Below are 26,661 nucleotides of genomic sequence, written 5' to 3' on the forward strand. Positions count from 1 at the left end.
GGGCTAAGACCCCGTCCGCAAAACAGTTCGCCCCCTACTTGTAGAAACATGTTTGAGGCTGGTTGGGACAATGATCTCGTATAACAAGCGAAGCTATGACACTATGAGGAGGATTCAGGGGTTACCGGCAATTATATTTTTGAAGGAGGAATTTTAATGAATCCAGTCGTTGGTCTGGATGTGGCAAAAGGTGAAAGTCAAATTCAAGCATACTTGGAAAGAAAGAAGCCCTACAAGAAAAGTTTCAAAGTAAAACATGATCTTGATGGGTTAGCTAGTTTATTAGAGTTTATTAAAGAGATAGAAGATATTTCAGGAGAACGTCCCCCTCTCGTAATGGAATCAACGGGTCATTATCACACACCGGTTGTTCAATATTTTGAGGACAAAGGCTATTTAATCATTATCGTAAATCCACTCATCTCCTATAAAGCAAAAAGTTCTAGTTTGCGAAAGGTAAAAACAGATATCATTGATGCCAATCACCTCTGCGAGCTGTATTATAAAGAGGATTTAGAGCCTTATAAAAAGCGTGGTATCCAACTTATGAACTTACGTCACCTTACAAGACAGCACGATAATATTACAGGCATGTTTGTACAAACCAAATTACAATTTCAGGCCGTTTTGGATCAAGTTTTTCCTGAATATAGTAAGGTTTTTGGAGATTTATATTCGGACGTTTCTTTAAAAACATTACAAGCATTTCCTACTTCAGAAGATGTCTTGAAAAGCGATACTGAAACATTAACAACAAAAATAAAAGAATTCTGTAATACTCGTTCACTACAATGGGCAAACAAACAGGCTGAAAAGCTAATGACTGCCGCAACTCAAAACCCTTTTCAGAAGGCTTTATACTCTAGTCTTGCCCTGAGCTTAGATATGTTTATTAATATGCTCTTTGAATACAAAAAACATCTATCCATGATTGAAAAGGAGATAGATGCTTTAGTAAAAGGTATTGAAGAATCTAAGATTATCCGATCAATTCCCGGTATCGGTGAAAAAATCGCAGCCACGATTATTTCTGAAATTGGGGAAATTGAAAGGTTTAATCATCCTAAGAAACTAGTCGCATTTGCCGGTCTTGATCCAAGTGTCTTTGAATCTGGCACATTCAAAGGTACTTACAATCGAATTACCAAAAGAGGCTCTAGCAGACTACGGCAAGCTTTGTATATGGCTGTTAAATGTGCTATTCGTGACTGTCGCAAACAGAAAACAACGGATGAAATCCTTCCTCGTAATAAGAGATTACGAGCGTTTTATGATAAAAAACGGGAAGAAGGAAAACCTTTTAGAGTAGCTGTGATAGCTTGTGCAAATAAACTTTTACATTGGATTTATGCACTTTTAAAAAACAAAACTTCTTTCCTAGATTTAGCTTGATTTAACATTTTAACTAATCGGTCCAGAACTTTCCAAATATAGTATTTGGACGGTTATTTGGTATGCACAAATTTAGTATAACATGATATTTTTAATATTTTTATTTAAAAATATTGACAACTATTGGCTGGTTTTATTGAAGATCATAAGTACATGTCCTGTTAAACTAACGCTCCCGTTAGCTTAAGTACAATTCTTCACAATCTTATTATTCATAATTTGGTGATTTACACCACAAATTATTCACCTTGGGGGCGTGCATTTAGTGCTTCATATGTTAGGATTTGTTGTTATGTTCAACAATTATGACAACATTTCCCCTCTTGTGTCCTTTCTCCACATATCTATGAGCTTCCACAATCTCATCAAACGAATAATATCTGTCAATGACCACTTTTAACTTCCCCATCTCTACAAGTTCTTTAAGGAAGTTTAATGCTTCTGAAGTTTCAGGTGGATTTCGACTCAATAATAGTTTCTTGTTACTCTTCAATTTAGTCCATAGCATTTGAACACTTGGTAGCGGTTCAGTAATATTTATATATGTACCGTTGTTCTTTAACAATTTCATACAAGCTGAAAAAGAACTCTTGTTTACCGCTTCAAAGATGATATCATATGTTTCGTCTGTACTAGAAAATTCCTCTGCTGTATAATCAATTACTTTGTCAGCTCCAAGAGATTTTACTAATTCCAAATTCGTGGTACTGCATACCCCTGTAACGTTTGCTCCGAAATATTTGGCAATCTGAACTGCATAACTTCCTACACTTCCTGAAGCACCATACACTAAAACCGATTGACCGCTCTTTATACCCGCTTTCTTAAGAAAATACAATGCTGTACGAGCACCAATAGGAATGGCAGCAGCTTCTCCATAAGTTATATTGGAAGGCTTAATAGCGACAGGTCCATCTTCCTCCAAACACTTATATTCGGCATAAGCACCAAATCCAACCAAGGATGCCGCAAAAACTTGGTCTCCTTGCTTAAATTTTTTAACATTTTCTCCAACTGATACCACTTCTCCAGCTAACTCCATTCCTAATATCTCTTTTTTGGGTTGTCTAAAACCTAGTGTTATACGTGCGGGTAGCCAAAAAGCAGGAGGAACTGTAAAACTCCGTGACCTTATATCTGCTACTGTTACGGTTGTAGCTTTTACTTTAACTAAGATTTCATTTTCTTTCGGAATAGGTTTTTCTACTTGTTTTAGTTCAAGAACATCGGGGGGACCGTACCTTGTGTACACAATGGCTTTCATTTATCCACCTCAGATTCGTTTTATTCCTTAATATAAATACGAATATTAGGAATAAATTAGACCAATAGTCCGATAACAGTTCTTAAACTATCCTGCCCGTTACTTCAATAAGAAAAGCCGCCAAAATGGCATCTGGATCTTCAACTCTTGCCCCTGTTTGTTAATTAACACACTAATCGGTTGGTTCTTCTATCTCAAAATTAGAATGCCAATTTTCATAATAATCATTTTCAGATTCTTTCCAAAATACAACGATTGGAAATCCACTAAAAAAATCTTCTTGAACTGTTTCATCAATCATTTCTCTGGCAGATGTTTCTCCAAAATCTCTAACAAACACCCTATCATCCAATGGAAATTCCCTTACTTTTAACTTTGCCATTTCCTCATTGGTATAGCCTACATTATCTCTTGTCCAATAGATAGCAATATCTTTACTATGTGTTATCACAACTTGAGTAAGCCTAAATTTAAAGTCTTCACTTATTTCATAGGCTTTTAATTCCTGAGACTTTTTCATTGTATGTATACTCCTAAATGAAGATTTTTTAATATTATTGCAGTTATTAATTCTTCAACTATCCTCCCGTTAGTGGAATAAGAGAAGGGATTGCCGCAGCAGTCCCCATCTTTAACTCTAGCTCCCGTTTGTTGAATAAGATTCTGAAACTTAATGGTTCTTATTTCGTACTTTTCATTAATTTATTGCGGGGATCTTGGCTATACTTCGCTAAAAGTAACAGATTCAGCTTTATACATTTTTCCGTTCCAATGATACTTAACTTTTAGGCTACCAATACTTGCTTCGGGAATAGATACAAATACATTTGTATAACCATAAAGAACACCATTTTCATGCTTATAATCCTCTACTGAACCTACTCCAGGACGGTCAACAGGCGTGTAATAACCAAATTTTAAATAGTCCACTAAGTATTTCTTTTTACCAATTTGAATAGCAATCTCATTGCCTTTTCGTTCCATTTTTACAAATCGTTTGACAGCAACTTTAATGGATTCAACTGGTACTTCTTCATATCTTCGATAAGGGTCATATACCTGATTCAAAACATGAATTTCTTTTGTGGATACTTCAGAACCAGCACCAGAAATCAATGCGACTATTATATCTTTAGTCCATCGCTATTAATATCTTCATAAAATAATTTCGGGGCAAATTTGGAATTATACCAATTTGGAAAGTTATATAATAATTCACCACCAACACTATCGAATCCACCGCCGACTTGAACAGTAAAGTTTTTAGTAGCCATACTATCTGCCTTATCTGCAATTAGAAAAATGTTTTCATACCATACATTAGATATAATGTGCGATGTAACAACTCTCTGAACCGCATATGCTTTTCCTGTATGACAAACCAAAATCATTATTAACAAACACAAAAAATATTTTCTAATTGCTTTCACTCCTTTTTATTTATTATTTCCCCAATAGAAGTGAATAATAGGTATCTTGTACGACATAGCTTTCAAATTTTCTTAAGCAACTAACCTGACTGTTAGCCTCAATAAAGTGCATTTTCTCAAGCATCGTACCTGTTAGTTCAATAAAGATGTTTATTCATTTCTCTTTTTAAAGAAATCCTCTGGATACAAATAGTCATCTTCGACATCTACATCTGGGTACCGAGTAAAAACAGACTCAAACTCATCATTTTCGATAAGGTAGTCAATAACTTCATAAATTCGTTCTCTACTTGCAATATCTATTAGAACCATATCACTTGACCAAAGATATGCACCTTTCATACATTCGCCTGTCTTTGCATTCTTCTCTTTCAATGTCTGTATGTTTTGTAGGTGAAAAAACTCGCAACCCATTGAACGTGCAGCCCGCATAGGCCGTTATCCACAATAAGGCGAGGTTATACAAATCGTTGCTATTAAGTTTTTTCTTTAAATATTCTCTTAATGTGTCATCAAAATCAATTTAGAGTTCATAAGAAGTCATCAAATGCTGTAAAGCAGCTTTTTTACTATTCCCCACCATTTTTGATACGTTTTACCGTCAGAACCGACTGTATCTACTCCCTCAATATATAACCATTTTGGAACAAGCCCATTAGCCTCTTCTTGAGTCCAAATATCAGGGTTATTTACGATGAAGACGATTTTGTTCCAAACTAAGCCATCTTCTTCTTGATAATCGAAGTAGCAAAAGAAGTGTTTTTTCGTAAATAATTGCCGCTCTTTATAGAAGGCAGCCAGTTCCTTAGCTCCAAATCGAAAGTACTGTTCTACAAAAAAGACCGGAGAAGCTAATGATGAAGCGTCCATGTTTATGGTCCAATCAGGTTTGAATACCAAAAGAGAAAATTTTATGGCATTACGAGATTAAGAATTTGAGTTTTGATCAAGATATTCAAATACGCTATTGCCTCCCTGCAATCTAAGCCTTTTCATGATACAGTTGGTTATGTAAATTCTAATACTGCTAATCGTCCAATTTTCATTTCTTCTAATATATTTAAACCTTTCCAACTTATTTTTAAGGTAAAAATCACCTTTGTTACTCCACTCTATCAAATATAGAGTCAGCTTGATTAAATCTGATGTAGATAATACTATTGAACGAAGAGCTTTTTATGGAAAGTAAGAAGAAGAAAATATCTCAATAGATAAACTTAAATTTCAAATAAAAATGATCCATTGAATAGAACAATATCTAACAATAAATAGAAAGCCCATTATATTTTTAGCGACTTAATAAATAGGGGGAATAGGAATGTTATTTAAACCTAAAGCAATTTTTTTAGATATGGATGGTACAATATTAAATTCTTATAATAAAGTGAGTATTAAAACCAAAGAGATTATTGATGACTTACGAAATCAAGGAATATTTGTTTTTATTGCTACAGGAAGAGCTTTCGATGAAATAGCAGATTTAGTTCCAGTAGGGTTCCAAGTAGATGGGTGCATTACTTCAAATGGGATGGCAGGATATATAGGGGAAAATGTAGTTTTTCAACATTCCCTTTCTCTTGATTTAGTAAAAACGGTAATCGAGAAGGCGAGACAACACAAAATATATTACGAACTCTTCCCATATGGAACTTCGCGCATTACCTTAAACCAGGATAAGCATTATGTTGAACATGAAATTAGAGACCCTAAGCCAGATAGTGTGGAGATTAATGAATGGCTTTCACGTAAACATGCCATTAAAGAAGAGATCGCTTGGAAGGATAATATAGAGGGAAGTATGTTTTCAAAGTTTTATTTCTTTGCTAGAACAAAAGAGCATATCAATGAATGGAAAGATGTTCTTAATCAATTAAAGCAAGAAATAGACTTTACTACATCGACATCTTCCAGCCATAACGTCGAAGTGATGTTTGCGAATGTAAATAAAGCAACAGGGATAAAGCAAATGTTAGCTCATTTTGGTTTATCTGAGGTAGAAATAATGGCTATTGGTGATAGTTATAATGACATGCCAATGTTCGAGTTTGTGAGCTATGCAGTAGCCATGAAAAATGCACCAGATCCTATTAAACAAGTCGTTGATGATGTAACTGAGTTCACTTGTGATGAAGATGGAGTATATCAATTTCTTTATAGGTTTTCCTCTGTAAATATCTAATCATCATTTGCTTGGTTATATAAAAGATTATGAATAATAAAACATAATTTAGGTTGATATTCAACTATTTAATATTGTCTGCTACTATGGACAATACGCAATTTTAATAAGTATCATATTTGTTATCAGAGAAATAATTGTATGAAACCCCTTCATTCAAGAATACAATACGGCCCTATAATGAAAAAAAGCGTTCCTCTTTATTGAAGAATCGCGCCCTTTAATGGAGGATGAAAAAATCCTAATTTCTCATCATTAAATTGAAAAATTAGGATTTTTAATTTAGTTAGAAGCTCACCTTAATTACTTCCATCATCCCTTTTTTGAATCAAGAATAAACATAGACGCATCTTGTCCCATGAATATTTTATTTCCTGTATAAAAAGTTTTGAATTGAATATCCCTATACCCTATTTTAGTCATAATGTCGGTTAGCTCTTCTGGATTAAATCCGTTATGAACAATCTCCGAAGCTACTTTTTCATTTTTATTAAAATCTACGACCAGTAGATGTCCTCCATCATCCAGAATATCAAATAATCTTGATAATACTAATTCAACATCATGAATATGGAGTAGAACCTGAGCCATAAAAATATAGTCGGCTTGTAGATCCGATAGACTTTCATTTTCAATATCAAAGCATAATGTATCTACATTCTGAATGTTCAAATCAGTTATTTTTTGCTTTATTTGATTAATCATGTTTTGTGACGTATCCAGAAAAAACATAGAATTAAACTCGTTTAACAAGTTCATTCCGACAAGACCAGTTCCACACCCAAAATCAATAGCATTCTTACTTTTAGCATCAACTAAATAATTACGGATGGCATCTGACGATACCTTTGCAATTTGGATTCTTTCAGGAGTGTCATATATATTAGCTATCATTTCAAACTTATCAGTATTTCCCATTATTATCTCTCCAATCAGGCTTAATATACAAACCTTAACACTAAAAAAACTTATCATTATCTAGGATACGATTCTGCATATTATAATTCAACAAAATGGCCCTATAATGGAAATAGCGCTGTTTCTTATTACAGAAACGCGCCCGATTGAAGAATATTCCAGTCAATCCAATCCAGAGACCAATCCAAAGATTTGATTAGCAGCGTAATCCATTTCTTCTCCATTTTTGTGTGTTCATGAAATATATTGTTGCATTAACTACTTGTTCCGCTTTTTCTTTATTGGTACGATAATAGGTTTCGAAAGAGGTTTTGTAATCATTATCATCTACAGTTTCTGCGACTATTACGGATAAAATCATTGACCTCATTTAATGTAGGAATAGATGTTATTGCTCCTTCCCGTGTCACTGTAAGAGCAGCAGCAGCGGAAGCAAAATCTAGTGACTCTTGAATAGATTTATTTGATAGGATACAGGATGTAAAATAACCGATAAATGTATCCCCTGCGGCTGTAGTATCCAATACATTAACATTAAACGCTTTTCGATGAAGAGCTGGGGAATTCAAGTCCGCATAAATAACCCCTTTTTCCCCTAAGGTCACAACAACGGCATTTCCACCTAATTGAAAAAGAATATAATTTGCAGCGTTTTTAGCATCTTTTTCGTTACGAACTTTCAAACCCGTAATTTTCTCTGCTTCGTGTTCATTTAATACAAGGATGTCTATTTTGGGAAGTATTTCAACCGAAAAATCTTCTATAGGAGCTGGGTTGACAATAACCTTCACATTCCGTTTGTGAGCTTCTTGAATCATAAACTGAGTGAATTCCCACGGGATTTCATTTTGTAAAATTAAAGCTTTTGCAGTGTCCAATGCTTCCAGCGAAAAGTCTGTTTTCATATCAATTTTTCCGTTCGCCCCCGACGATAAGATAATTTGATTTTTGCCGTAACGATCAACGTCAATAAACGCCAAACCGGTTAACCCGTCTTTTTGAATGATATGCTCGGTAGAGAGATTTGCTTGTTCTAACATGGTCAAAAGTTCAGCCCCAAATGAATCTTTTCCGACCGCACCCATTAAAATGACTGAGGTTCCGCTTCTGGATACAGCTACTGCTTGATTTGCCCCTTTACCTCCTGGCCCAGATTGGGTTTCTAATGAGGAAATGGTCTCCCCTTCGTAAGGATGGTTTTGAACTTTCATGACGATGTCCATATTAACGCTACCCATTACAACGATTTTACTCATTTTTTCACCTTCCTGCGTCCAATAATGTTTCTAGCTTCCCACTTGGGCATTGGATTCTGTCATTTGATTAGCGTTTTCATTTCTTCTTGTTTTTAAGAGCATTGCCAATGAGCCAGAGATGAGAAGAGAAATAATTAGAAATAATTCACCTACAAAGAAGTTTCCGGTTGTTGAAATTAAATAGCCTACAATGTATGGACCCACGAATCCACCTAGGTTTCCTACTGCATTAATTGTACCCATACCAACCGACAATACCGAATCTGTTAAATAGGAAGTAACAGCAGTCCAATAGACGCCATAGCAGAATATAAATCCTAAACTTAGGCTAAGGAAAGTTATAGAAAGGATCGGGTTTTGATCACCCATCCAAACAGACAACAATAAGCAAATTCCGCCGGCTAGAATGGGAATGGCGATATTCCATTTATAATCTTTCTTTTTATCAGCAATCTTGGAGTTAATAATAGAGCCAAACATAGCACAAATCCAAGGAATAGCTGACAGTAGACTTATTTGCATCATACTGCCGTCCACAATTGATTTAATTAATCTTGGAAGCCAAAGACCGATGCCATAAAAACCGATTTGAAGGAAACAGAATACAAGAAGAAGAAGAATGACATTACGGTTTTTTATAGCATCCTTTAAGGTTCCGGTCGATTTTTTGATTTCCTGCCGTTCTCTTTCAAGAGTTGTTTCAAGATATTCCTTTTCTTCCTTGGATATCCATTTTGCCTCGGACGGTGAATCGTCAATCATATACCACCAAATGACGGCCAATATAATAGGAGGCAAGCCTTCTATTATAAACATCCATCTCCAGTCCAGGAACGTGAGAATTAAGCCGGATAAAGGTGCTGAAACGATGGAAGCTACAGGTATACACAAATACCAGTACGCATTAGCCCTTGATCTTTCACTTAGAGGAAACCATTTGGTTAATAAAATCATTGTAGCCGGTGAAACACCACCTTCAACAAATCCCAACAAAAACCGGACAATTAAAAGTTGCGTCAGATTTTGCACTAGACCGGTCGCAACAGAGAAAACACCCCATGCAAGTAAGGATATGGTGATATATTTTTTTGCACTCCATTTTTGTGCAAATAAGGCCCCAGGTACCTGTAAAAACATATAACCAAAAAAGAAAACACCAGCAGCAAGTCCTGCATAGGTTGCTCCAATCCCAATATCTTTTTCCATACCAAGCAATCCGAAACTTATATTATTCCGATCAAGAAAGGCAATCGTATACATTAAAAATGCAATGGGGATAATGCGTTTCCAACGTTCGGACGGTATTTTAGGATAATCCATGTAAACCTCTCCTCTATCACTTATTTATCACAATAAGAAAGTGCCTTCATATTATTAAATGAAATTCATTTTCTCCATATTGTGTAGTTTTTGAACTCTTCTTCTACAGTCTTCATCAGTACTAAATTCTGCACTAAGGAAATGTTCCACTAAATCTTCCGCTAACCAAGGCCCAACAATCTTTGCTCCGATACACATGACATTAACATCATCATGTTCAATGCTTTGATGAGCGGTATGAACATCATGACATACAGCAGCGCGAATTCCAGGAATTTTATTGGCTGCAATCGAGGCGCCGACCCCTGTTCCACATACCAAGATAGCTTTTTCAGCTTCGCCTTTTCGAACCATATTACATACCTTAATTGTTATATCAGGAAAATCGATTGGCGTTTCGTCATAGCATCCGTAATCAGTAACTTCGTGTCCTAATTTTCTTATAGCGCTTACAATTGTTTCCTTCAAAGGGAAACCTGCGTGATCTCCACCAACTGCTATTTTCATATGTTAAATTCTCCTTTTTATTTAATCGATTAACTGAATAAAAATTACTTTTTATCAAAGTATCATTTATCTTTCATTGCTTAAATGGATAAATACCAATCCCCTTCTCCCTTAGTTAATCGTTTAACTAGAATAAGAAATCCTATTCTTTTACATTGTAAAAGAATAAAATAGGTTTCCTAAAATTAAAAATGTTATTTAAGCACTACGAGTTAATCGTTTAACTAGTGTTAAAAAAATAATATACCATTTTTAATCTCACCTCCTTGCCTAAATCAACGGCATCCACAAGATTTTCTTATCATGAGTGAAGGACTAAAATAGATTTCCTGCGGCTTGCCGTCGACCGTATTATTTAATTTCTTTATCATCAATTGAGCTGCTTCAAATCCTTGCTCATAAGCTGGCTGTCTAACAGCCGTTAAAGGTGGGTTTGCAATGGCAGCCCATTCTGGGTCATCAAAACCGATAATGGCCAAATCCTCAGGAATACAGATTCCTCTCTCCTGAATGTAATTATAAGCACCAAGTGTCATCTGATTATTCGAAATTAGTACAGCCTCGGGTCTGCAACTGTCACTCAATAATTCTTTCATTAAATCATATCCACTTTCTATCGTAAAATCTCCATGTTTAATAAAATGATCGTATAAAGTATGATCATGCAGCTTGATGGCTTGCTTGAATCCATTAAAGCGATCTCGGCCGGTACTTATATTTTGAGGACCAGTAATTATTCCGATTTTTCGGTAGTTATGTTTTATTAAATGCTCAGTTGCAAGCAGTGCACCTTCAAAATTGTTGGTCGAAACTGAATCAGAAATTAACGGCTCTGGGCAACGGTTCAAAAAAACAAGAGGGATATCAATTTGCCACATTTCTTTAAAATATTCCTCCGAATTACCGGAAGAAGAGACAAAAATCCCATCAATCCTTTTGCCTTGCAGTACTTTTAAATACTCGCGTTCTTTATTAATGTTAGAATCCGTATTGCATAGAAGAGCATTGTATCCTGCTTGTGCAAGACCGTCTTCAATACCTCTGACCACTAATGAGAAAAAAGGATTTGATATATCAGAAATCATCACGCCGATCAAACGAGATTCTCTAACCCGCAAACTCTTCGCCAGCGTATTAGGCACATAATTTAATTCACTCATCGCATCATAAACTTGTTTTTTTATTTCATCACTAACATATTTCGTGTTATTGATAACATTTGAAACAGTAGCCGTGGAAACTTGGGCCAGCTTTGCTACTTCTTTTATTGTCGCCTTAATTTTCACTCAGCTCCTCTCAGTAAAACGATTAACTGAATAATATAAAATATTTTCCATTTTGTCCACTGTTTTTTAGATGACATACTGTTTGTATCATAACCACTACCTCAGTAAAACGATTAACTAGATAATATAAAATATCTTCCATTTTGTCCACTGTTTTTTAGTATGACATACTGTTTGTATCATAACCACTACCTCAGTAAAACGATTAACTAGATAATATAAAATATCTTCCATTTTGTCCACTATTTTTTAGTGAATGCTGAATGGAGGTATTATATCACTAAAGCAGAATCCTTAACGAAGCTAATAGAATCCAATCTTTCTTTGTCTGATAAATAAACTTCTTTTAAGTGGTTAATAATTAAATTAAACGGCTTAATTTTTTCTTCTTTATTAAATAACCAATCTAAGAAAATTTCAGATTCTTGCTCTCTGTTCATGGCATTGTTCCTCCAAAAATGTATTCATTCATAAAAAAAGTCTTGATGAACGTAACATCAAGACTCTTCTCTATTCTTACCGAGTAAGAAATTCTAGGGCAAAAGAAAATAAGATTACCCAGGCCACTATAATTCCTAAAAATAGGGTAGAAGCTATAGGAAAAACAATCGATTCTATTTTTTGTTTTCTCTTATATTTTCGCTTTGCTTCCTGTAAAGCTTTGGTGCGCGTTACTTCTCGTTCTAAGCTTTCTTGCCTTAAAAATGCTTCTCTTCTGATACGTTTTCCAAGCGATTTAGGTTGAACTGAAGTTTTCTCAATAATTAGAATTCTCCTTAAAAAGTATTTGATGTATAAAAAATTCAATTACGCAAGTTTGGCAATGAAGGTTTCTAATGATAAATGTTTATCCACTTTTCCCGTCTTCATTTCGTAATCTAATTTGCTTAGTTGCGATAGAATATAAGTCAACTGATTAGTGTCATATTCTTGACCTTGTTCCTTAGCAATGGTTACTACATAAGGGTGTAACTTTAATGTAGTAGCCAATTGAGAAGGTTTTTTATTGTTTTTTGACATTTGCATTACTTGAAAAATAATTCTGAATTGGCGGGATAATAGATTAAGAATCTTAATCGGATCCTCTCCTTGACGAAACATATCCCCCAAAATATCAAACGCTTGATGCATGTCTTTATGTACAATACGATCAATGAGATTGAATATGTCTTGCTCCAGAGTGCGTGAAATTAACTCTTCTACCACTGTTTTTGTTATTGTACTGTGACCTGCAGTATAGGCAGCCATTTTCCTAAGTTCTTGTTCCAGCTTTAATAGATTAGAGCCAATAAAAGAAATCAAATGATGAACAGCATCTTTTGAGATTTCACTATTCAAGTCTTTTGCTTTGTTGTGGATCCAATCAACTAACTTTGATTCAGGAAGCGGTTTTGCTTCGTGCAGGTCGGCTGATTTTTTTAAAGACTTTACAACCTTCTTACGAGAATCTAATTTCTCATTTGAGACAGTAAGGATAACAATAGAATCTTCATTAGGCCGTTCGATGTACCGAATTAATACATCTAAATCATGTTCAATTTTTTGTTTGGCTTTCTCTCCTGTTAAGAAGTAGCAATCCTTTATGATAACGACCCTTTTACCCCCTAAAAAACTAAGGGTTTGAGCATCTTCTATAGCCATTTGTACAGGTGTTTCACGCATAACATGACTAGATACTCCAAATTCCATTTCTTCCTCGGCAAGAACCGATTTAATGATGGTATTTTTCTTTTCCTCAATAAGATAAGGTTCATTTCCGAAAAGCACATGAACGGTTTTCATATGAATTCCCTCCTACTAAATAGTTTTTGTAAAATCCATGACCACAAGAGCATATAAAAGCCGTGTGTGACAAATAGTGATGGTTGTCCTTGAATAGCATAAACAGCTACCTGTAAACCTTCATAGAGCCATAAATACATGGAAATTAGAGATAATCCCCGCATAAGTTTTCCTCTTTAATCAAATTTGGGCGCAAAAAAAACACTTATCCAAATTGACTAATTCTACAGACGTAGTTAATCACTTTGGATAAGTGTTTTTTTGTACCAATTTCATCTCCCGCTTGGGTGATGCCAAAAAGTTAAAAAATTTATAAGTAGATTATACAATATATTAGAATAAAATAGTAGTACAATAAAAAGCTACCAAAAATATTGATAGCTTAGTGAAATTAATTTTCTTTAACAAAATCCTCTAGCTATAAAACAGGGCTTAGCTTCTTAATATTACTTAAATTTAGATATGACTAACCATTTCATTCTTTGTTCCACATTGAAAGTCATCCTCGGGGATGTATGCGTACTCTTCATCATAACTTGAAAGTATATATTGCTTATCTCCATCTTTATTAAAGCCAATTAGGTAGAAAGCACAGTCCTCATCGTCTGAGATCATTTCTCTTTCGTCTATCTTATTTACGCGGCAAGCGCTGTTCATTCCACCAGTTTGTTCCATTACAGCATCTATCCCATGCTCTTTTAATGTAAGAGCCATGTTATGCTCTTCAGCAACCTCATCATAGACTTGAATCGGTCTAGCACATCTATCACAAGTTGTTATTCGGTTGAGTTCAGTTAAATCTAGCGGGTTAGTGTGTATTTCCCATTGCCAGTCACTAAGCTGCCCTGAAGAAAAGTTTCTACCATGGCATTCATAGCAGAGCAGTTCAGCCCAAGGCGTCCAAATCCCCTTATGTACAAGTGAAGGTCTTTCAAGCTGTTTAGATTTAATCATTGTTTTTCACCTCATTGTATTGTTTCTCTATCAATTCGGTTAATTTGGGTTGGGCAGCATTAAGCTCTTTTGTCATTACTATCCACTGTTCATGTTCAAATCTTACATGACCTTCTGATGGTTCTTCATTGAGTGATTTTGTAGGATAGACTAAAAAGTCGCTAAAGGGTCTACCCACACAATCATTACAGATTAACAATAACTCCTGAACTTTGTCCGGTATATCCTCTGTATCCGGTACCACACATCCGCATCCTTCACATTGAAATTTCATAGTATTTCCTCCTTAAAAGTTTTGATGCACGCAAAAAAACACCCATTAGTGATAAAAACTGCACAAAAACAGAATTGGCAATTAATCACTAAAGAGTGTTTGATAATAACTTCTTCCTCCCGCTTGGGTTGAAGTAGAATGGTAAATATTGAATACCTTGAGTATAGTAGACTTTCCTTTTTAATTAAACCGGTTACGGTTTAAATTTTGGTGAAATACCAGATTCATACAGACTAGCTGTTCTCTTTTTTTAACTCAATTGAGGGGAAATTTCTGATGTCCTTTCATATAACGATATTCCCTCAGACTATTTAAAATATGGATTTCCTTTAATAATTCCTCACCAACGTTCGTTTCTCTAACCGTTTTTCTCTCTAATTCTTTATCCACCAATCTTTTTACTGATAATACATCCATTCCGTTACATAGAACATCATATTTTGAATTAAAGTGTTTATGGGCGATCAATTGCATGCCGAAGGAATTGTCTAGTAGAGTGTATCCAGCTATACCTGTTGTTGATTGATAAGCTTTTGAAAAACCTCCATCGATGACAATCATTTTCCCATTTGCCTTAATTGGATTTTCACCATTAATTTCTTTAACTGGTGTATGGCCGTTTATAATATGACCTTGATCAGGACTGAGATCAAATTCAGTTAGAATTTTACGGCAAATGTCCTCATTTTCACGTAAATAGTAGTATGGGTTCTTTCTCTCTCTATGGGTTTCCTTATCCTTAATAAAGTACCTCTCAAAGGTTGTCATTTCTCTTTTTCCAAAGAGTGATGAATATTCTCCTGTCCATAAATACCAGGTCATATCTGTCGCAAGGTCATCCGTTTCTTCAGGATGTGCAAATGCATATCGTAAATAATACTCAAAAATATCAAGCAAATCATTGCCTGCATAGGTCTTATTTTCAATCACCATTTTTTCCATATTTCCTTTTTCATCTAAAGGAATACAACCATGTATTAATAGGTTTCCATTATATTTCAAATAAAGACTGCCCTTTTTCATCAGAAAATTCATATGTCTAGCCAGTTTTTCTGAATGCTGAAAAGAAAATAACAGTCTTTGGATTACTTGCTCTTCTTCCTCCAATAATTGATTAGGGTGCTCTGGATTAATCGTTGTAAAACAGGTATTTTCTAGCGGGTACTTTTTCCCATAAACCGTTATTTCATTTTTGTCATAATCGATTTTCTCAAGCAAAAGCCTCTCAGACATATCAAAGCACGGTCGTCTCTTTATGATAGGACTTTCAAGTTTGAACTGAATCATGGAAATGGCTTGATGTATTTTGGTGATTTGTAAATGTTCATGATCAGATTGTTTTTCATCTGAATGTCTCTTTGGTCTAAAGGCTGGATTATCGTCATAGTACTTTTCCGCAAGGTTCAAAAGTGGTCTAAGATTTATTCCATAAGCATCTTCAATAATATCTAAGTTATTGTAGCGAGCACATATACGAATAATATTAGCAAGACAAACCTTTGAACCAGCAAAGGCGCCTATCCATAGGACATCATGATTCCCCCACTGAATATCAACGGAATGATAATTCACGAGAGTTTCCATAATTTTATCAGGGTCAGGGCCGCGGTCATAAATATCCCCAACGACATGAAGATGATCAACAACCAATCTCTGGGTGGTATATGCAAGACCAATAATAAGCTTATCAGCCTGACAAAGTGAAATAATTTGCTGGACGATTTTTGTATAATAATCTTTCTTGTTTGTGAATTGATCTGTTTTATATAATAACTCTTCTATAATAAAAACAAACTGTTTAGGCAATGCTTTACGTAATTTCGATCGTGTATATTTGGAGGAAGCATAAGAAACGAGCTTCATCATACGCTCAATGATATCTGTGTACCATTGGTTTAATTCTTTTTTATTGCCAAAATTATTCTTAATTAATTGTATTTTTTCTTCAGGATAATAAACTAATGTCGCAAATTCATTCAATTCTTTTTCAGATAATTCATCTTTAAAAAGGTCTTTTATTTTCACTTTTACATTTCCCGAACCATTTCTTAACACATGTTGAAAGGCTTGGTACTCCCCATGTAAATCACTAACAAAATGTTCAGTCCCTTTGGGTAGATTAAGGATAGCTTTAAGATTAATAATTTCAGTAACCACTTTTTCTTCACTATCATATTTTTGCGCTAATAAATCTAAGTAATTCGAATTCAAAATTATGTATCTCCCTCCAAAATTAATTACTCATTCTCCATCTAATATATTTAATACTTACATTCGTTTTATTAATAGATTTACTAACTTTCGATGCGGAGAGCTGTTCATTACGATTTATATAATCTTCTACGTCTTCAACATATTTATTATATAGGATTATATTTGTGATAACTGAATATATTGCAACCAATGGTTCTGGTGCAAATATATTATAGTATCATCTTGAAGATTCGTACAGATTCCTAACGGAATCGAGGTTTACGCAGTAATTCCAGAGCCTAAATACTTCCCTTTATTATCTCTCCAGATGTATAAATTATACGGACGATATTTCCAGTAATATGCGATTGTATAACTACCTTTAGGAGTAGTTAATGTTGTTTGGTTCGCTATCATCGTAAAGGATTCTTGTATGATATGGAAAAGCACTACATTTTGATTTTGTACTTTTAAAAGCTTACAGCTATATTCTAAAACAAAGGAGTCGTAACGTATTTTTCTTTCAATTATTTTATTGCCACTTTGAATAGTTGGAATACTTAAATTCACCACTGTTTTAGTTTCTCCTTCCTAGCTAATGTTCCTTCCCATAACAATTGTCTTTATTAATCGTAACATAGATTTGTCCTTCCCATTATTAATCGTACATCGCTGATAAACCAATATTGTATTCTATTAAATGGCCCGATTATGGAATAAGAAAAAAACCTGCAACACAGGTTTTTTAATCAAACTTTATTAAAAATTTATCCTAGGGTAACGACATTCAAACATATGTAAATAAAGAGTTCAAATATATTATATATATCAAATATGTTCGAACTCTTTTGTTGTTGCTTTTTAAAAAATATTGATTATTTCGGAAAGCGAATCTTCAACTAACGCACCCTTTACTTTAAGTGTAATTCTTCAAAATCTTATAGTTAAAGGACCAAAAAGCTGAGGAAGAACCTTTTTTTGAAACTCCCATTACCTCATAAGACTATGTATCTGTTAAAAACATAAACGAAGCTTTTTTAGCATTAGAAAATTTTATAAGCGAAAAAAGAGAGTGTCTTATAGCGGCCATGGTAAAATAGTGGTGTGGGGACTTGGAGAGAGAATTTTGGACGAATACAAAAAGTGTGACTACAACACTGATTTACAGGTTTCGGAAAAAATATAAGTTTTTAGTATGCAACAAAGGGTAAACATCTATGTAGACTATGAATTTTTGTTTCGTGTTGTTTGTAAAGGGAGTGAAAAGAAGATGATAAAAGGTTTATTTTGCGGTTTAACAGGTCTAGACATTACGTATTACCAAAACGAATTTCCATCTGAAAACTTCAAAAGTAAAACGAACGATTATCAAACATTTATCGGTGGTCCTGCTGCCAACGCAGCCATTACTTATTCGATTTTAGGAGGGGATGCCACTCTTATTACCTGTTTGGGAAACAGTACGATCGCTAAGGCAATCAAAACCGAGTTGACAGATGATTATCATATAAAGGTAATAGACCTGGCGGAAGATGAGAATCGATTACCCAGTTTATCCAGTGTATTGGTAAACATGCAAAAAGCCACTCGAACAATCTGGAGCGGTCAACAACAGTTTTCCATTAATAATGAAACTATCTATGAAAATCTAATAATGGAAAGTTCATTTTGTTTTTCTGATTGCAATATTCCTGAAATATCCATTAACTTTCTAAAAAAATCGAGAATGTCTGAAAAACCTATCATTTTGGATCCTGGTTCTTGGAAATCACACTTTCCTGAATGCTTATCGTTGGCTGATGAAATAATCGCCTCTATCAACTGCACTCCCCCAGAAAGAGATTTAGTCACTTTTTTAAAATCTACAAGTGTACAGAACATTGCACTAACAGATGGAGAAAACGATACATTGTGGTTTTCAAACTCCAAGCATGGAAGGATTCACATTCCAAAAGTAGAGGCCATAGACACTTTAGCAGCAGGGGATATATTACACGGTGCTTATTGTTATTATCGGTATCATGAAAACGAACCATTTGTTGAAGCATTAGAAAAAGCCACATTGGTGGCATCTAGAAGTGTTCATTATGCAGGACCTCGTGAGGGTGTTTTCAAGTTTATGAATAATCGTTTTTAATTCGTTCTTTTTAAAAATTAATTTATAGAAAAAGAGGGTATGTCCCTCTACCTTAAGAGGTTTTAAAAAATTGTCCATGCAGGCGATGCTTACTTTTGCTGCTATGAATTTAAAGAAGTTGGCAACATGGACTTGGACCAGTTCAAAAATGGTATAAAAATTGACCCCAGAGGGGGCTGCTTCAAGAAAAATTTAACATTAAAATACTTTAAAATGTAAAAGGGCACCTGAATAGGGACATTCAGAATGCCTTTTGTCTATAATCTGAGATCTTCAAACGAAGATCATTTTTTTATGCTGTTTATTGAAGTAAAGCCCCCGTTAGTTTAAGTACAACTCTTCACAATCCAACTATTACTTTAACATTACTATGCATTTATCCTCTCCGTTTTTCATGCATGTACTTCATCCATTTTTTTTGCTTATAACTACAAATAATATACCCGATACTTGAGAAGGCACTTACTCCAACAGACAGCTTCCAAATAAGGGGATGTGAGGTATAGATACCTGCTGTTATCCCTGTGAATCCTAGTAGCGTTAATTGAAATAACTGCTTTTTATGATTTTCATAAATAATAAATTGAAATTGTCTTCTTTGTTCGGTTTCCTTTATATGTTCTAACGTTTGTGGTGCATTTAAAAATTCTGTAACTGAATGAAAGATCTTAAATATAGGCTGTGACTGAATCCATTGCCAAATAAATGACCATTTATTATTCCCTTGTTTATTTAACCATTCCATAAAAACAGGTTTACCTAGATCAATGAGTTCCTCCTCTGGTGCCAAATTGCGGAGGATTCCTTCAATCGTTACGAAAGAACGACCTAAAAAGACAAATCTTGTTGGAACCTGAATGGGTAGTGCTTGAATCATATCGTTCATTTCTAATTTTAATGCGATAAGATCCATTTCCTTTAATTGAGCAGGTTGGAAGGACATAAATTCAGCTAATAGCCTTTCAATCGTTCTTGATTCAGCATCAGGGAGCAAAAATCCTAAATGAGACAAGCAAACAACAGCTTTAGCATAATTTTTCGAAAGAAAGCTTTCAATCAAACTTTGAAAATTAGCAGCATCCTTATTGGTGATTTCCCCCACCATTCCGAAATCAAGTAAGATGATTTGTCCTTCCTTTGATACCAGTACGTTACCTGGATGTGGGTCAGCATGGAACGTACCAGGCTCAATCCATTGAGGAAGGAACACTTCGATGAGCCGTTGAGCCAACTCATGACGGCTCACTTCTAACTGATCTAAAGCCTCCACATTTGTGAGTCTTATTCCTTCAACCCATTCCATTACCAGTACCTTTGACGTACTAAGCTCCGAATACACAGAAGGAATTTGTACAACATCGACATCCTTAAATCGTTCTCTAAAATACAGTATGGCTTTCAGCTCTTTTGTAAAATCAAGTTCTCGTTCAATCACTTGTTTTAGTTCCTTAAACAAGACTTTAAAGTTAATAAACCCTTTTGGAACGGGAACAAAGTGATCGGCAAACCAAATGATGATCCCTAAAGTACGGAAGTCAATTTGTACAATCGAATTAATATTAGGACGTTGCACTTTAATAGCGACCTTTGTTCCATCTTTCAAAACACCCTTATATACTTCTCCAATCGATGCTGAAGCAATTGCATCTTTTTCGATTGAAAGAAAGTGATGATTAAGGGGATCCCCCCATTCCATTTCAAGAATTTCCTGAACATCACTCCAGTTAGAAGGGGGAACTTTGTCTATAAGATCTTGGATTTGGTGTATAAATGCATTGGGCAACAAGTCGGCACGAATGCTGAGCATCTGTCCGATTTTGATCAGTAAACCTTCTAATTCAAAAAGTGTTTTTCGAAACCTTTCCCCTATTTTCCCCCAAAGTTTTTCCCATTCAGCTTCAGGCTTTTTCCGAATTTTATACCAATAAATTTGAATGAAGATGGAAAAGGACAAAGATAGCACTTTTGACATCCGAACCAACTTATTCTTTGTTTTCACCACAAAACCTCTCATTTCTTTATTAGCCTGTCCAATCATATTTCTTGAGATGTCTACACCTAAAACCTTCGAAGACGTTACCTTGCAAATTGACCAGTTCCACAACCCAAATCTAACATTATGTGTCCATATAATATGAAGATACACGAAATAAAACGATCCTTGTTATATCAAGGTTTAGCGTTTTTTCGATCCTTAATTGTTGAAAATCTTAATTACTAAGTCTTGTTAAACCAATTTATACATAAGAATGTCATCTACATATAAGTCCTCTTTAAACTTTACTTCTTTAATTTTACGTCCTTCCTCAACAAATCCCATACTTTTGTACAAGCCGATAGCCCGCTGATTTGTTGATAAAACACCTAAACTTATTTTCTCTATTAATGGGTTCTGTTCCGTCCAGTTTAAAAGTTCTTTAATCAGGAGTTTACCAATACCGCTTTATTGACCATTGCCGTAAAAGAACCAGTGTGAGAAAGCCTTTTGGTATTTTTTGAGCGAAAGACAATTAAACCAACAACTTTTCCTTCAGTTTCCGCTACAATTAACGTTTCTCTTTCATTCACTAAAATTCTCTGGATCCAGTTTCTTAGTTACTCAGTTGTCTCTTCAAACTCTTCTATAACAGAAATCATAAACTCGCTTTCTGAAAGAACTTCCCTTTGAAGTTCTTTCACGGATTCTGCATCATCTAAATTTCCTGTTCTAAGTGAAACGTGAATATTATTTTTTGTCATCATGTTTACCTCCTTTACCATTACTTATCTTAAATAACAATTCCACAAATAGTAGTAGATACCTTTTTTCATTAACCTGCAAAGTCACTTTAAGTACAAAGCTTCACAATCTCTTCTAAGCTCTAACATACATATCTATTTTCTTTAAAGGAGTTACTCCACAATCTGGCCCTATAACGGAAAAAAGCGATCTTCTTTATTGAAGAATCGCGCCCTTTTCTGGAACAACTAGAATATGGATTTATTCCTAAAACCGCTTAATTCTATTTAAATTAACGTATCTAGTTGAACAAGATATTTTGAAATTAGATATACGTAAGGGCGAGTTATTGAGAAGGTTTTGATTTCCTCTCCAATATACTCATAAAGTTTTTTCTGTAGTAAAACAACAAATAACCATGAGTGAGGACAAGTATTACTGCTAAAATAAGTAACGAATGGTCTAGGAACAAATGAAGTAAGAAAATATTGGCTACAATTGGTGATAATATTGCAATGGCTAATGGGGTAAATTGGTTGATTATGAGTAAAATTCCACATATAACTTCTAAAGATTTTTCTGCAATTAACAGATATTCAAACCCGAATAATGCCATTGCTTCGGGGCTAGTTGCAATAAATGGTTCAAATCCAAAGATGACAAAATAACCGTTAATACCTGCAATCAAAAAAATGATCCCTAAAAATAATCTGCTTATTTGCATAAATATTTTAGACAATTTGCACACCCCCTATTAAAAGTCTATTACAACTCGAAAATTTATAATATTAAAAGCCCAAAAAAAGTTGGTGTGCTTATTCAAGTAAACTCCGATGTAAGTTGAATTAATTCCCAGAATAGTAACCACATCGACATCCTTTAAAATAAGATTATTGACTTATCTTGTTCAAGAATTTGGCCCTTAAGTTGAACAAGATCCCCAAGTATTACAGGCATACACTAAACAAAGCCAGTTAACATAATCACGCTTATCGGAATTGAAAAAGGATCTCCTAGTGAAGATTCTTTTAGCTACTTGTTAAATTAAAGCGTCCGATTGTTGAATAGCATGACTACGTTTTTTAAACAACTTTATTATCATGAAACAGCAATATTATTCGTTCTGTGCCATCCCAAGTAACTTTCTACCCATGGACAAAATTACAACGCTCGTTGCCCATAATATCAACATGGAGCCAAAGCCAATCAGTAACCACCATGTGTTAACCTGATGTTTCCCCAGATTAACCTCTAACGGCACAAAGAGCAATGTCACTATTGCCAGTAAGCAAAGAAGTGAACCCGTAACATAGTAAGCCTTGACTTGAAAAAGGTAAGCCAGTGGAAAAAAGTGAACGCCAACAATAATAGCCATAATTGGGAAAAACCAATCAAAATGTCCAATAGAATTGCATACAACGGCAGCAATTATAATCAACACAAATTCTATAGCAAAGACAATATTAAACCACTTGCCGACATTCTTGGAACTATAGGCACTCGTATTATTAGATAAATTTCGTGAACCTTTTATCAATGCAATTCCAGAGATAAATAAAACAGCGCCGATCATTACCGCCAAAATCAACAAATAGACGGAGCCCCATCCCTTCAAACCTCCAATACCAATATCTGCCCAGACTGTTCCAAAAAAAGCCATGAAAATAACCCCGGAGGCTGTACCACGCACATCCGATTTGGAAACAACGGTTTGCGACACACGCATTCTCCTTTCCACCAGTTTCTGTAATTTTAAAATCAGTTTCCTATGTTCATATGCCCACTGAATAGTTGCTAATATTCATTTTATCTACAATACCTTATTCCATTAACTGGCCCTTTGATACCTTTTTAACCAAATCGAGCAACGGGTATTAAAGTACACTTCCCTTTCTTTATCACCTTTCCCATGTACAATGACTGAATTCATTGCGAAATTAATATCATCACGGTTTAATTTCACAACTTCCCCAATACGGCAGCCAGTAGATTACATAAATTCAAATAACGCATTCTCCATCGAAGTATGACAGGCTTCCCTAAGATGTTCAATCTCTAGTTCTGATAGGAATTTTGGAACTCTTTTGCTAATTTCGGCTCTTTTAATTTAGCAGCAGGTTTTTTAGGAATAAATCCTTCATCATGTGTCCATTTGAATAGGGATTTAATACAACGAACCCTGTGACCTAAACTAGAAGGCTTTAATTGTTCTCCTGCCTGAATTAGGTACTCTTTTAATTTCTCAGTAGTAAGTTCATTCATATTAATATCACCGAAAATCGTAATAAGAGATTATATTGAAAACAATATGTTTTTAATGTTAGGGGGGAATATCGCTCAATTTTTTTATCTAATTGATACTTTTTCCAAGCTTCTGATAATAACATTATTCTTTCACTCTCCTATGTTATAAATCAATTAATCTAGACACTATTATGTTCAAGGAGAGCCTTTTTTATACGCAAGTTATTCAACAATCGCAGACAATACCCAATTATCGAACCGTGAGAACCCTTAATAGACAAGAAAAAAGGGCCTTTCTTTACTCAAGAAAAGCGCCCGATTGTTGAAGAAGATGTTTTCAGTTTATTTTCGACTTACAATCAATGCGTAAAATAAAATGTACCAATAATCGTTTTACCATCTTGTAAATATAATGGTATCGATACTTTGAATGATTTATTATATTCATCTAACTCACTTGGCGAAGATATACCTTCAGGCTGATAAATATATCCTAATAACCCGTTCGCACCTTCTGCCAACATTAAATCAGGTTCAACAAGCATTAATTTTTCCATATTAGGACCATAAGTTTGCCAGTTTTCATTTGTTGGATAACCATCTCTTATAATACTATCCTTAGTAGGTATAACTAAATCTGAGGTATCCTTAATTGATTGTTCCTTAATTGATTGACAGGCAACCAAGATTGATAAAAGTATTGTGGATGCAAGGGTTAGAACTTTTTTCAAAAATTCCACTTCCGTTATAGTCCAAAGCTAGCGCTTTTTAATGTATTCGTTGTAAAACACTTTACGTGTAATTAATTCGGCCTCCCCAAAAAGTATTTACCAAAAACATGATTAATGAAGTCTTTGGACTAGAATGCTGTCTAATTGAAAATTCTGTTGATCAAACAACGCTTTGCATTTCTATTGGCCGATCATTAAGATAATGATAAGTACAAAAACCGTTGCCTTTAAGAGGCAACGGTCCCTTTTTTATTAGTTTTGTTAAACAATATGATTGATTTTTAACTCATCTAGCTTATCAACAAAGTTTACTAACAGTGCATTTTTATTAGAAGCACTCATATGTACAAATTAATTTTTCTATCTAACTATTGATGATCAGATTGTACAAAGATTGCTTCATCCCGATAGAGTTGTGCTTATCATTTACTGCTTTTCATTCGTTTACATGTTGCTAAAAAATGATATTACAAATCAATATCAACACCCATTAATTGTTCATACATCCTACTTTGCTATTCTAAAATGATATTCGTTTCTCTTCTATCCTTATAAAAGTCACTCCACATATACGTTTTTGTAAAAGCTTATTACATGACTACTACGCTCCCATTTCAACCTTTGCTTTTCTTTCATTATTCTCTCTTGTCATTTTTTCATAAAACTCCTTGTTAATTGGGTACTTCTTCATGGCGATCAATGCAATGATATGAGCAATTAGCGGTGCACCAAAGTACAGTCCTAATATAGACCAGTATAGTGTTAGGGTTACTTCCATCCCTGCTGTATAATGTGCAGCTCCAAGTACAGCTCCTAATAATAAACCACTTAGAGAACTAACCATTTTATCCACAAACGAGAACGCAGTGGCAATCATGCTAGGAATGAAACGTCCGTTTTTCCAAAGCTCATAATCGGCTACATCTGCAATCATTGGAATCTGATTCGTATCAGCCATTCTCTCGGCTAGACGGAAGAAAGAGATTAATACAACCGCTAGAATAACAGAGCCCGCATCAAATGGTCGAATGACTAAAATGATGGCCGCAGCCACAATGCTGAGAATTTGTCCAATCACAAATGATTTTTTTAATCCTAAATAGACAGCTAAGCCAACACCGATAAAGGCACCCGCTAAACTAACAAAGGTTGCAGGTCCGTTGACGATTGCCTGAAATTCCGCACCACCCATGACAATTATAAAGAAGTAAGCGGTTGCTGAACTTTGAATGGAAGTTGCAATTTTCGTTGAAGACCCCGCAACTATTAGCATTTGAAGCGCTTTATTACCTTTAATAATAGAAATGAAATCTTTTATTTTAATCTGATTTTCCTTTTTAGTAATATCCTTTACTTCGTAGTAATTTTCATTATCCTTTTTCCAGATACCAGCCATTGCAAAGATCGTGAATAAAGTGGTAAACCCTGCAATCATAAAAGCAAAGTTTCTAAATGAAGCAGGATCCTCTACTCCGCCAAAATAATTTAAAATGATCATACCAAAGGAGAAAATAAGAATATCGAGTCCAGTCATGATAACCTGGTCAATCCCGCTTACTAGTGGGCGTTGCTTCGGATTATTCGTTAAAACATTTTGAGCACTCTTTGTACAAATCGTAGAACAAGTATAGCCAATGTTCCAAATCACGTAACAAACTGCAATCCATGTATACATGGCAATATTACTATCTAATTGAAGCCCCCAATAGAGCCCAATCGTAGAGATATTCATAATAATCATGCCCACAAACATATAAGGTCTGAATTTACCAAAACGAGTATTCGTTTTATCGATCATTAATCCAATCATTGGATCGATAAATGCATCAAAAATACGAGAAAATGTCATCATTCCGCCGACAATAACAGCTGACAGCCCTAAGCTATCTGTACAATAATAGATAAAAAACATGAGGTACATAAAGTATTGAGCATTTGTTGCTGAATTGTTAAAAGCAAAAGCGACAAGCTGCCATGGTTTGGCGTTATTATATTGAATTTCACTAGCAATTGAACTATTCCCCATAGGATTTCCTCCTAAAAATGTATATTAAAATCTTTAATATGGGTACATC

Annotated in this window: 24 protein-coding genes and 3 pseudogenes; 3 read left to right on the plus strand and 24 right to left on the minus strand. The window is 34.7% G+C overall.

Features of this window, described 5'->3' with window-relative positions:
* The first annotated feature begins 156 nt into the window (after positions 1-156).
* Positions 157-1,392 (plus strand): IS110 family RNA-guided transposase, encoded by a 1,236-nt coding sequence (locus tag V179_RS0108380; protein WP_028390866.1) that lies wholly within the window; start codon positions 157-159, stop codon positions 1,390-1,392.
* 277 nt (positions 1,393-1,669) lie between these two features.
* On the opposite strand, the gene V179_RS0108385 is transcribed toward V179_RS0108380, so the two are convergent.
* From V179_RS0108385 to V179_RS0108410, 5 genes are all read right to left on the minus strand, one after another.
* The gene (locus V179_RS0108385) at positions 1,670-2,656 is read right to left on the minus strand and encodes an NAD(P)-dependent alcohol dehydrogenase (protein WP_028391057.1); all 987 of its coding nucleotides are present in this window, start codon (positions 2,654-2,656) and stop codon (positions 1,670-1,672) included.
* Between the two features lie 172 nt (positions 2,657-2,828).
* Entirely contained in the window at positions 2,829-3,176 is a 348-nt protein-coding gene (locus V179_RS0108390; protein WP_028391058.1) for a hypothetical protein, read from the minus strand.
* Positions 3,177-3,376: 200 nt separating this feature from the next.
* Positions 3,377-3,772 carry a hypothetical protein gene (locus tag V179_RS0108395; RefSeq protein WP_028391059.1) on the minus strand — a complete coding sequence of 132 codons (396 nt, stop codon included), beginning with the start codon at positions 3,770-3,772 and terminating at the stop codon, positions 3,377-3,379.
* Positions 3,773-4,236: 464 nt separating this feature from the next.
* Entirely contained in the window at positions 4,237-4,518 is a 282-nt protein-coding gene (locus V179_RS27515) for a hypothetical protein (protein WP_051404893.1), read from the minus strand.
* A gap of 111 nt (positions 4,519-4,629) precedes the next feature.
* Entirely contained in the window at positions 4,630-4,956 is a 327-nt protein-coding gene (locus V179_RS0108410; RefSeq protein ID WP_028391061.1) for a hypothetical protein, read from the minus strand.
* A gap of 448 nt (positions 4,957-5,404) precedes the next feature.
* Here V179_RS0108410 and V179_RS0108420 point away from each other — a divergent pair, with 448 nt between their 5' ends.
* Positions 5,405-6,265 carry an HAD family hydrolase gene (locus tag V179_RS0108420; protein WP_028391062.1) on the plus strand — a complete coding sequence of 287 codons (861 nt, stop codon included), beginning with the start codon at positions 5,405-5,407 and terminating at the stop codon, positions 6,263-6,265.
* Positions 6,266-6,577: 312 nt separating this feature from the next.
* Here the strand turns inward: V179_RS0108420 and V179_RS0108425 are convergent, their stop codons facing one another.
* From V179_RS0108425 to V179_RS27520, 11 genes and pseudogenes are all read right to left on the minus strand, one after another.
* On the minus strand, positions 6,578-7,183 hold the full coding sequence (locus V179_RS0108425) for a class I SAM-dependent methyltransferase (RefSeq protein WP_028391063.1): 606 nt from the start codon (positions 7,181-7,183) through the stop codon (positions 6,578-6,580).
* A 323-nt stretch (positions 7,184-7,506) separates the two neighbouring features.
* Positions 7,507-8,439: a ribokinase gene (locus tag V179_RS0108430; RefSeq protein WP_028391064.1), complete on the minus strand. Its 933-nt coding sequence runs from the start codon at positions 8,437-8,439 to the stop codon at positions 7,507-7,509.
* Positions 8,440-8,469: 30 nt separating this feature from the next.
* Complete coding sequence (locus V179_RS0108435) at positions 8,470-9,759, minus strand: MFS transporter (RefSeq protein WP_028391065.1); 1,290 nt, start codon at positions 9,757-9,759, stop codon at positions 8,470-8,472.
* A 54-nt stretch (positions 9,760-9,813) separates the two neighbouring features.
* Complete coding sequence (gene rpiB, locus V179_RS0108440) at positions 9,814-10,266, minus strand: ribose 5-phosphate isomerase B (protein WP_028391066.1); 453 nt, start codon at positions 10,264-10,266, stop codon at positions 9,814-9,816.
* 275 nt (positions 10,267-10,541) lie between these two features.
* Positions 10,542-11,552 carry a LacI family DNA-binding transcriptional regulator gene (locus V179_RS0108445; protein ID WP_051404894.1) on the minus strand — a complete coding sequence of 337 codons (1,011 nt, stop codon included), beginning with the start codon at positions 11,550-11,552 and terminating at the stop codon, positions 10,542-10,544.
* Positions 11,553-11,824: 272 nt separating this feature from the next.
* On the minus strand, positions 11,825-11,992 hold the full coding sequence (locus V179_RS31005) for a hypothetical protein (protein WP_154663998.1): 168 nt from the start codon (positions 11,990-11,992) through the stop codon (positions 11,825-11,827).
* Between the two features lie 367 nt (positions 11,993-12,359).
* Positions 12,360-13,334 (minus strand): DNA polymerase III subunit delta, encoded by a 975-nt coding sequence (gene holA / locus V179_RS0108455; protein ID WP_051404895.1) that lies wholly within the window; start codon positions 13,332-13,334, stop codon positions 12,360-12,362.
* A 456-nt stretch (positions 13,335-13,790) separates the two neighbouring features.
* Positions 13,791-14,288 (minus strand): hypothetical protein, encoded by a 498-nt coding sequence (locus V179_RS0108465; protein ID WP_028391069.1) that lies wholly within the window; start codon positions 14,286-14,288, stop codon positions 13,791-13,793.
* Positions 14,281-14,562, minus strand: a complete 282-nt coding sequence (locus V179_RS0108470; RefSeq protein ID WP_028391070.1) for a hypothetical protein — start codon at positions 14,560-14,562, stop codon at positions 14,281-14,283. Before V179_RS0108470 ends, V179_RS0108465 begins: the two co-directional genes overlap by 8 nt.
* Before the next feature lie 255 nt (positions 14,563-14,817).
* Positions 14,818-16,773, minus strand: a complete 1,956-nt coding sequence (locus V179_RS0108475; RefSeq protein WP_028391071.1) for a fructose-bisphosphatase class III — start codon at positions 16,771-16,773, stop codon at positions 14,818-14,820.
* Positions 16,774-17,049: 276 nt separating this feature from the next.
* Positions 17,050-17,313 (minus strand): annotated as a pseudogene (locus V179_RS27520) (DUF402 domain-containing protein); the annotation flags it as partial.
* A gap of 712 nt (positions 17,314-18,025) precedes the next feature.
* Between V179_RS27520 and V179_RS0108485 the strand changes: the two are divergent.
* Positions 18,026-18,892: a PfkB family carbohydrate kinase gene (locus V179_RS0108485; protein ID WP_028391072.1), complete on the plus strand. Its 867-nt coding sequence runs from the start codon at positions 18,026-18,028 to the stop codon at positions 18,890-18,892.
* Between the two features lie 376 nt (positions 18,893-19,268).
* On the opposite strand, the gene V179_RS0108490 is transcribed toward V179_RS0108485, so the two are convergent.
* The 8 genes and pseudogenes from V179_RS0108490 to V179_RS0108535 form a co-directional block, all read right to left on the minus strand.
* Positions 19,269-20,891, minus strand: a complete 1,623-nt coding sequence (locus V179_RS0108490) for an ABC1 kinase family protein (protein ID WP_028391073.1) — start codon at positions 20,889-20,891, stop codon at positions 19,269-19,271.
* Positions 20,892-21,263: 372 nt separating this feature from the next.
* A pseudogene (locus V179_RS32175) lies at positions 21,264-21,329 on the minus strand (GNAT family N-acetyltransferase); the annotation flags it as partial.
* Positions 21,330-21,487: 158 nt separating this feature from the next.
* Positions 21,488-21,631 carry a hypothetical protein gene (locus V179_RS32180; RefSeq protein WP_326929539.1) on the minus strand — a complete coding sequence of 48 codons (144 nt, stop codon included), beginning with the start codon at positions 21,629-21,631 and terminating at the stop codon, positions 21,488-21,490.
* Positions 21,632-21,957: 326 nt separating this feature from the next.
* Positions 21,958-22,350, minus strand: coding sequence for a DoxX family membrane protein (locus V179_RS0108510; RefSeq protein ID WP_028391074.1), 393 nt, complete (start codon positions 22,348-22,350; stop codon positions 21,958-21,960).
* A gap of 375 nt (positions 22,351-22,725) precedes the next feature.
* Positions 22,726-23,337, minus strand: a complete 612-nt coding sequence (locus V179_RS0108515; RefSeq protein WP_028391075.1) for a DUF7010 family protein — start codon at positions 23,335-23,337, stop codon at positions 22,726-22,728.
* A 117-nt stretch (positions 23,338-23,454) separates the two neighbouring features.
* Positions 23,455-23,998 (minus strand): annotated as a pseudogene (locus tag V179_RS31625) (tyrosine-type recombinase/integrase); the annotation flags it as partial.
* 216 nt (positions 23,999-24,214) lie between these two features.
* On the minus strand, positions 24,215-24,586 hold the full coding sequence (locus V179_RS0108530; RefSeq protein WP_028391077.1) for a hypothetical protein: 372 nt from the start codon (positions 24,584-24,586) through the stop codon (positions 24,215-24,217).
* A gap of 601 nt (positions 24,587-25,187) precedes the next feature.
* Positions 25,188-26,612 carry an MFS transporter gene (locus tag V179_RS0108535; protein WP_028391078.1) on the minus strand — a complete coding sequence of 475 codons (1,425 nt, stop codon included), beginning with the start codon at positions 26,610-26,612 and terminating at the stop codon, positions 25,188-25,190.
* Positions 26,613-26,661: the final 49 nt, after the last annotated feature.

It is taken from the genome of Bacillus cihuensis, assembly GCF_000504145.1.
Taxonomy (GTDB): domain Bacteria; phylum Bacillota; class Bacilli; order Bacillales; family DSM-1321; genus Peribacillus; species Peribacillus huizhouensis.

What these genes read in the sequence shown, in the direction of transcription:
- V179_RS0108515 (WP_028391075.1), bottom strand. Translation starts at nt 23,337, where the DNA reads ATGCGTGTGTCGCAAACCGTTGTTTCCAAATCGGATGTGCGTGGTACA.
- rpiB (WP_028391066.1), bottom strand. Translation starts at nt 10,266, where the DNA reads ATGAAAATAGCAGTTGGTGGAGATCACGCAGGTTTCCCTTTGAAGGAA.
- V179_RS0108465 (WP_028391069.1), bottom strand. Translation starts at nt 14,288, where the DNA reads ATGATTAAATCTAAACAGCTTGAAAGACCTTCACTTGTACATAAGGGG.
- V179_RS0108435 (WP_028391065.1), bottom strand. Translation starts at nt 9,759, where the DNA reads ATGGATTATCCTAAAATACCGTCCGAACGTTGGAAACGCATTATCCCC.
- V179_RS0108380 (WP_028390866.1), top strand. Translation starts at nt 157, where the DNA reads ATGAATCCAGTCGTTGGTCTGGATGTGGCAAAAGGTGAAAGTCAAATT.
- V179_RS0108390 (WP_028391058.1), bottom strand. Translation starts at nt 3,176, where the DNA reads ATGAAAAAGTCTCAGGAATTAAAAGCCTATGAAATAAGTGAAGACTTT.
- V179_RS0108385 (WP_028391057.1), bottom strand. Translation starts at nt 2,656, where the DNA reads ATGAAAGCCATTGTGTACACAAGGTACGGTCCCCCCGATGTTCTTGAA.
- V179_RS0108470 (WP_028391070.1), bottom strand. Translation starts at nt 14,562, where the DNA reads ATGAAATTTCAATGTGAAGGATGCGGATGTGTGGTACCGGATACAGAG.
- V179_RS0108425 (WP_028391063.1), bottom strand. Translation starts at nt 7,183, where the DNA reads ATGGGAAATACTGATAAGTTTGAAATGATAGCTAATATATATGACACT.
- V179_RS0108420 (WP_028391062.1), top strand. Translation starts at nt 5,405, where the DNA reads ATGTTATTTAAACCTAAAGCAATTTTTTTAGATATGGATGGTACAATA.
- V179_RS27515 (WP_051404893.1), bottom strand. Translation starts at nt 4,518, where the DNA reads ATGCGGGCTGCACGTTCAATGGGTTGCGAGTTTTTTCACCTACAAAAC.
- V179_RS0108485 (WP_028391072.1), top strand. Translation starts at nt 18,026, where the DNA reads ATGATAAAAGGTTTATTTTGCGGTTTAACAGGTCTAGACATTACGTAT.
- V179_RS0108410 (WP_028391061.1), bottom strand. Translation starts at nt 4,956, where the DNA reads ATGGACGCTTCATCATTAGCTTCTCCGGTCTTTTTTGTAGAACAGTAC.
- V179_RS0108535 (WP_028391078.1), bottom strand. Translation starts at nt 26,612, where the DNA reads ATGGGGAATAGTTCAATTGCTAGTGAAATTCAATATAATAACGCCAAA.
- V179_RS31005 (WP_154663998.1), bottom strand. Translation starts at nt 11,992, where the DNA reads ATGAACAGAGAGCAAGAATCTGAAATTTTCTTAGATTGGTTATTTAAT.
- holA (WP_051404895.1), bottom strand. Translation starts at nt 13,334, where the DNA reads ATGAAAACCGTTCATGTGCTTTTCGGAAATGAACCTTATCTTATTGAG.
- V179_RS32180 (WP_326929539.1), bottom strand. Translation starts at nt 21,631, where the DNA reads ATGACAAAAAATAATATTCACGTTTCACTTAGAACAGGAAATTTAGAT.
- V179_RS0108430 (WP_028391064.1), bottom strand. Translation starts at nt 8,439, where the DNA reads ATGAGTAAAATCGTTGTAATGGGTAGCGTTAATATGGACATCGTCATG.